The organism is Corynebacterium sp. HMSC05E07 (genome assembly GCF_001807225.1).
GTDB lineage: Bacteria > Actinomycetota > Actinomycetes > Mycobacteriales > Mycobacteriaceae > Corynebacterium > Corynebacterium singulare.
On record NZ_KV788264.1, the window covers coordinates 1 to 676 of the forward strand.

The window sequence follows — 676 nt, forward strand, 5'->3', positions numbered from 1 at the left end:
ATTGCCCCTACCAACTACGCCGAAACGGCAATCTCCTGGCTTTCGAACAAATATCCAATAGCCAGAGTTTTAAAATAGCTCGCCTGGAAAGTGTGGTTTCCGGTCTTTATTTTCTGTTGGCCACTGCACCCCAAGAAAGGATATGAAGCGTCCTGGGTTTAGTTCCGCTTCTTTTACGGCCCTGTGATGATGGGCTGGGTGAGATATGTACCTTCCAGCCTTGAGGGGAAATATCGGTACCGACTAGCCGATAGCTGGTCCAATATTCGCCCCGTCGGAGTACATAACCATCGAGCTCTCTCGTCAAGAAATCCTCTGTGGTGTCCTCCAGAGTTGGGAGTGCGTAAAATCTTCGCGAGCGAAGGAGAGCTCCTTCGAAGTTAAACATTTTCCTCAAGCTCCAATATGTTAGCTGGCAGCATAAATTCAACGAAGTCGGAGTTGTGCGTGGACAGTATTACCCTCGCACCATTGTTGACGTGGTTGCGTAGTAGCTTTGCGAGATCTCGTTGATCGTCCGTGCCGAGGGAAGAAGTGGGTTCATCTAGGATTAGCGTTCCTTTGTTAGATGAGAGCGCGGCAGCGATAGCGACTCTTTGTCTTTCGCCTCCGGACATGCGGGCGATAGTGGTCGTCAAGGTGCAACCGGGCATTCGCAGACAACTCAAGTTGTTCA

At 50.3% G+C, this 676-nt stretch carries 1 protein-coding gene; it reads right to left on the bottom strand.

The window, feature by feature from the left end; translation table 11 throughout:
- Window positions 1-380: 380 nt before the first annotated feature.
- On the bottom strand, window positions 381-676 hold a 296-nt coding region (locus HMPREF3149_RS13160), incomplete at its 5' end, for an ATP-binding cassette domain-containing protein (protein WP_210385446.1).